General features: G+C 53.1%; 2 tRNA genes and 2 rRNA genes. All 4 read right to left on the bottom strand.

Annotation, left to right across the window (positions count from 1 at the left end):
- Nucleotides 1-95: 95 nt before the first annotated feature.
- Nucleotides 96-2,977, bottom strand: a 23S ribosomal RNA gene (locus FS845_RS26375).
- A 298-nt stretch (nucleotides 2,978-3,275) separates the two neighbouring features.
- Nucleotides 3,276-3,351, bottom strand: a tRNA-Ala gene (locus FS845_RS26370).
- 12 nt (nucleotides 3,352-3,363) lie between these two features.
- Nucleotides 3,364-3,440 (bottom strand) — tRNA-Ile (locus FS845_RS26365).
- Nucleotides 3,441-3,516: 76 nt separating this feature from the next.
- Nucleotides 3,517-5,047, bottom strand: a 16S ribosomal RNA gene (locus FS845_RS26360).
- Together the 16S and 23S rRNA genes with 2 tRNA genes alongside form the textbook arrangement of a ribosomal RNA operon.
- Between the last annotated feature and the right edge of the window lie 327 nt (nucleotides 5,048-5,374).

The raw sequence follows: 5,374 nt of genomic DNA, 5'->3' as shown, positions 1-5,374 counted from the left end.
GGGGGTTGTGTTGCACGGCGTTCTCGCCGGCACGGTGCGCGTTAGCACCTTGGGCGGCGCGCTCGAGGGCGCCGCGTATAAGACTGTAGAGTTATAGGATCAAGCCTCACGGGCAATTAGTATCAGTTAGCTCAATGCATTACTGCACTTGCACACCTGACCTATCAACGTCCTGGTCTTGAACGACCCTACAGGAGAGTCAAGCTCTCAGGGATACCTAATCTTCAGACGAGTTTCCCGCTTAGATGCCTTCAGCGGTTATCTCTTCCGTACTTAGCTACCCGGCAATGCCATTGGCATGACAACCGGTACACCAGCGGTACGTCCATTCCGGTCCTCTCGTACTAGGAACAGGCTCCGTCAAGTATCCAACGCCCACGGCAGATAGGGACCAAACTGTCTCACGACGTTTTAAACCCAGCTCACGTACCTCTTTAAATGGCGAACAGCCATACCCTTGGGACCGGCTACAGCCCCAGGATGAGATGAGCCGACATCGAGGTGCCAAACACCGCCGTCGATATGAACTCTTGGGCGGTATCAGCCTGTTATCCCCAGAGTACCTTTTATCCGTTGAGCGATGGCCCTTCCATTCAGAACCACCGGATCACTATGTCCTGCTTTCGCACCTGTTCGACTTGTCAGTCTCACAGTCAAGCACGCTTATGCCATTGCACTATCAGCACGATTTCCGACCGTACCTAGCGTACCTTCGAACTCCTCCGTTACGCTTTGGGAGGAGACCGCCCCAGTCAAACTGCCCACCATGCACTGTCCCCGATCCGGATAACGGACCAAGGTTAGAACCGCAAACAAACCAGGGTGGTATTTCAAGGTCGGCTCCACGTGATCTGGCGACCACGTTTCTGCGCCTCCCACCTATCCTACACAGGCCGGTTCACAATCCAATGCAAAGCTACAGTAAAGGTTCATGGGGTCTTTCCGTCTAGCCGCGGGTAGATTGCATCATCACAAACACTTCAACTTCGCTGAGTCTCGGGAGGAGACAGTGTGGCCATCGTTACGCCATTCGTGCAGGTCGGAACTTACCCGACAAGGAATTTCGCTACCTTAGGACCGTTATAGTTACGGCCGCCGTTTACCGGGGCTTCGATCAAGAGCTTGCACCCCATCACTTAACCTTCCGGCACCGGGCAGGCGTCACACCCTATACGTCGACTTTCGTCTTAGCAGAGTGCTGTGTTTTTAATAAACAGTCGCAGCCACCGATTCTCTGCGACCCCATCATGCTCAGCGCGCAGGCGCTTCACACTACCGGGGCATACCTTCTCCCGAAGTTACGGTATCAATTTGCCGAGTTCCTTCTCCCGAGTTCTCTCAAGCGCCTTGGAATATTCATCCCGTCCACCTGTGTCGGTTTGCGGTACGGTCTCGTACAGCTGAAGCTTAGAGGCTTTTCCTGGAACCACTTCCAATCACTTCGCGAACAAGTTCGCTCGCGCCACACCCTTGAGTCATGTACCCGGATTTGCCTAAGTACCCTCTTCAATGCAGCAACAGGGACATCCAACACCCTGATGATCTTCCGCGATCCGTCCCCCCATCGCACTGTACGACGGTGCTGGAATATTAACCAGCTTCCCATCAGCTACGCATCTCTGCCTCGCCTTAGGGGCCGACTCACCCTGCGCCGATGAACGTTGCGCAGGAAACCTTGGACTTACGGCGAGGGGGCTTTTCACCCCCTTTATCGCTACTCATGTCAGCATTCGCACTTCTGATACCTCCAGCAGCCTTTACAAGCCACCTTCGCAGGCTTACAGAACGCTCTCCTACCGCGTATATCTAAGATATACACCCGCAGCTTCGGTTTATCGCTTAGCCCCGTTACATCTTCCGCGCAGGACGACTCGATCAGTGAGCTATTACGCTTTCTTTAAAGGGTGGCTGCTTCTAAGCCAACCTCCTGACTGTCTATGCCTTCCCACTTCGTTTCCCACTTAGCGATAATTTGGGACCTTAGCTGGCGGTCTGGGTTGTTTCCCTCTTGAGTCCGGACGTTAGCACCCGGTGCTCTGTCTCCCAAGCTGTACTTGCGGGTATTCGGAGTTTGCCATGGTTTGGTAAGTCGCCATGACCCCCTAGCCATAACAGTGCTCTACCCCCCGCAGTAATACTTGAGGCACTACCTAAATAGTTTTCGGAGAGAACCAGCTATTTCCAGATTTGTTTAGCCTTTCACCCCTATCCACAGCTCATCCCCTAGTTTTTCAACACTAGTGGGTTCGGTCCTCCAGCACGTGTTACCGTGCCTTCAACCTGGCCATGGGTAGATCATCTGGTTTCGGGTCTACACCCAGCGACTGAACGCCCTATTCGGACTCGCTTTCGCTACGCCTTCCCTATTCGGTTAAGCTTGCCACTGAATGTAAGTCGCTGACCCATTATACAAAAGGTACGCCGTCACCCCACAAGGAGGCTCCGACTGTTTGTATGCACACGGTTTCAGGATCTATTTCACTCCCCTTCCGGGGTTCTTTTCGCCTTTCCCTCACGGTACTGGTTCACTATCGGTCGATCACGAGTATTTAGCCTTGGAGGATGGTCCCCCCATCTTCAGACAGGATTTCACGTGTCCCGCCCTACTTCTCTTACGCCTAGTTCCACACACCACATTTCGTCTACAGGGCTATCACCTGCTATGGCCAGACTTTCCAGACTGTTCGACTATGAGATGCGCTAAATCGTAAAGGCTCTTCCGATTTCGCTCGCCACTACTTTCGGAATCTCGGTTGATTTCTTTTCCTCGAGCTACTGAGATGTTTCAGTTCACCCGGTTCGCTTCCACTGGCCTATGTATTCAGCCAGGGATACTCCTTGCGGAGTGGGTTTCCCCATTCGGATATCTGCGGATCAAAGCTTGTTTGCCAGCTCCCCGCAGCTTTTCGCAGGCTACTACGTCCTTCATCGCCTGTGATCGCCAAGGCATCCACCATGTGCACTTAGTCGCTTGATCCTATAACACTAAAGTCTTATAGGTGCTGAGTATTCGCGCTTGTGCCGTTCATTCAAAGCTCATCGACTTTCGCCACCCCTGGGCTTGCCCAGTACTGCCTGCTACTTGCCAACTTTGAGACTTTTGAGAACTAAAATCATGCAATCACAACCCGTATCCCCTTTCATCAAGCCCCTCGCGGAACCCAACTACTCGGAAACACTTTACGTTGTGCTTCTTCCTCATTGTTAAAGAGCGAAATGACATTGGGTAAAACCCAACGATCAATACTGATTCACAGCATTCATCGTTGCGCTTTTGGTGGAGGATGACGGGATCGAACCGACGACATCCTGCTTGCAAAGCAGGCGCTCTCCCAGCTGAGCTAATCCCCCCTTTGACTTGACTGGTGGGTCTGGTTGGATTCGAACCAACGACCCCCGCCTTATCAAGACGGTGCTCTAACCGACTGAGCTACAGACCCCCTCAAAACCTAGGTAAGTCATTTCACAACAAACAACCGATAAGCGTGGACGCTCAATACGTCTGCCTAAGCTCTTAAAGGAGGTGATCCAGCCGCACCTTCCGATACGGCTACCTTGTTACGACTTCACCCCAGTCATGAATCCTACCGTGGTAATCGCCCTCCTTGCGGTTAGGCTAACTACTTCTGGTAAAACCCACTCCCATGGTGTGACGGGCGGTGTGTACAAGACCCGGGAACGTATTCACCGCGACATGCTGATCCGCGATTACTAGCGATTCCGACTTCACGCAGTCGAGTTGCAGACTGCGATCCGGACTACGATCGGGTTTCTGGGATTGGCTCCCCCTCGCGGGTTGGCAGCCCTCTGTCCCGACCATTGTATGACGTGTGAAGCCCTACCCATAAGGGCCATGAGGACTTGACGTCATCCCCACCTTCCTCCGGTTTGTCACCGGCAGTCTCATTAGAGTGCCCTTTCGTAGCAACTAATGACAAGGGTTGCGCTCGTTGCGGGACTTAACCCAACATCTCACGACACGAGCTGACGACAGCCATGCAGCACCTGTGTTCCGGTTCTCTTGCGAGCACAGCCAAATCTCTTCGGCCTTCCAGACATGTCAAGGGTAGGTAAGGTTTTTCGCGTTGCATCGAATTAATCCACATCATCCACCGCTTGTGCGGGTCCCCGTCAATTCCTTTGAGTTTTAATCTTGCGACCGTACTCCCCAGGCGGTCAACTTCACGCGTTAGCTGCGCTACCAAGGACCGAAGTCCCCAACAGCTAGTTGACATCGTTTAGGGCGTGGACTACCAGGGTATCTAATCCTGTTTGCTCCCCACGCTTTCGTGCATGAGCGTCAGTGTTGTCCCAGGAGGCTGCCTTCGCCATCGGTGTTCCTCCGCATATCTACGCATTTCACTGCTACACGCGGAATTCCACCTCCCTCTGACACACTCTAGCTCGGTAGTTAAAAATGCAGTTCCAAAGTTAAGCTCTGGGATTTCACATCTTTCTTTCCGAACCGCCTGCGCACGCTTTACGCCCAGTAATTCCGATTAACGCTTGCACCCTACGTATTACCGCGGCTGCTGGCACGTAGTTAGCCGGTGCTTATTCTGCAGGTACCGTCAGTTGCTCCAGGTATTATCCGGAACCGTTTCTTTCCTGCCAAAAGTGCTTTACAACCCGAAGGCCTTCATCGCACACGCGGGATGGCTGGATCAGGGTTGCCCCCATTGTCCAAAATTCCCCACTGCTGCCTCCCGTAGGAGTCTGGGCCGTGTCTCAGTCCCAGTGTGGCTGGTCGTCCTCTCAAACCAGCTACGGATCGTCGCCTTGGTAGGCCTTTACCCCACCAACTAGCTAATCCGATATCGGCCGCTCCAATAGTGCGAGGCCCGAAGGTCCCCCGCTTTCTCCCGTAGGACGTATGCGGTATTAGCTACGCTTTCGCGTAGTTATCCCCCGCTACTGGGTACGTTCCGATACATTACTCACCCGTTCGCCACTCGCCACCAGACCGAAGTCCGTGCTGCCGTTCGACTTGCATGTGTAAGGCATCCCGCCAGCGTTCAATCTGAGCCAGGATCAAACTCTTCAGTTCAATCTCTGTTTGTGCACCCCAAATAAATTCGGGATGCGTTCGCTAGCTTCAAAGGAAGTGAGGTTCGTTAAAAACCTTACTTCAATTAGAGCGCTTGATAATACATTTTGCTTCGACACCAACCAGTAAACCGGCCGGCACCGTGCACACGCATCAAGCGCCCACACTTATCGGTTGTTTAATTGTTAAAGAGCGGTACTGCTGGTCTTGCCTGCGCCGTGAAACCTTCGCGTCACGCCGCCTTGCTAATCTGTACTGCCAGCCTTGCGGCTGCCTTGCTTTTTCGTCTGCCGCTGTGTCAGCAGCAGAGAAACGAGATTATGAAGA

The sequence above is a fragment of the Bordetella genomosp. 13 genome (genome assembly GCF_007679965.1).
In the GTDB taxonomy this organism is placed as follows: Bacteria; Pseudomonadota; Gammaproteobacteria; order Burkholderiales; family Burkholderiaceae_B; genus Bordetella.
This window is presented reverse-complemented; position numbering and strand designations above follow the sequence as displayed.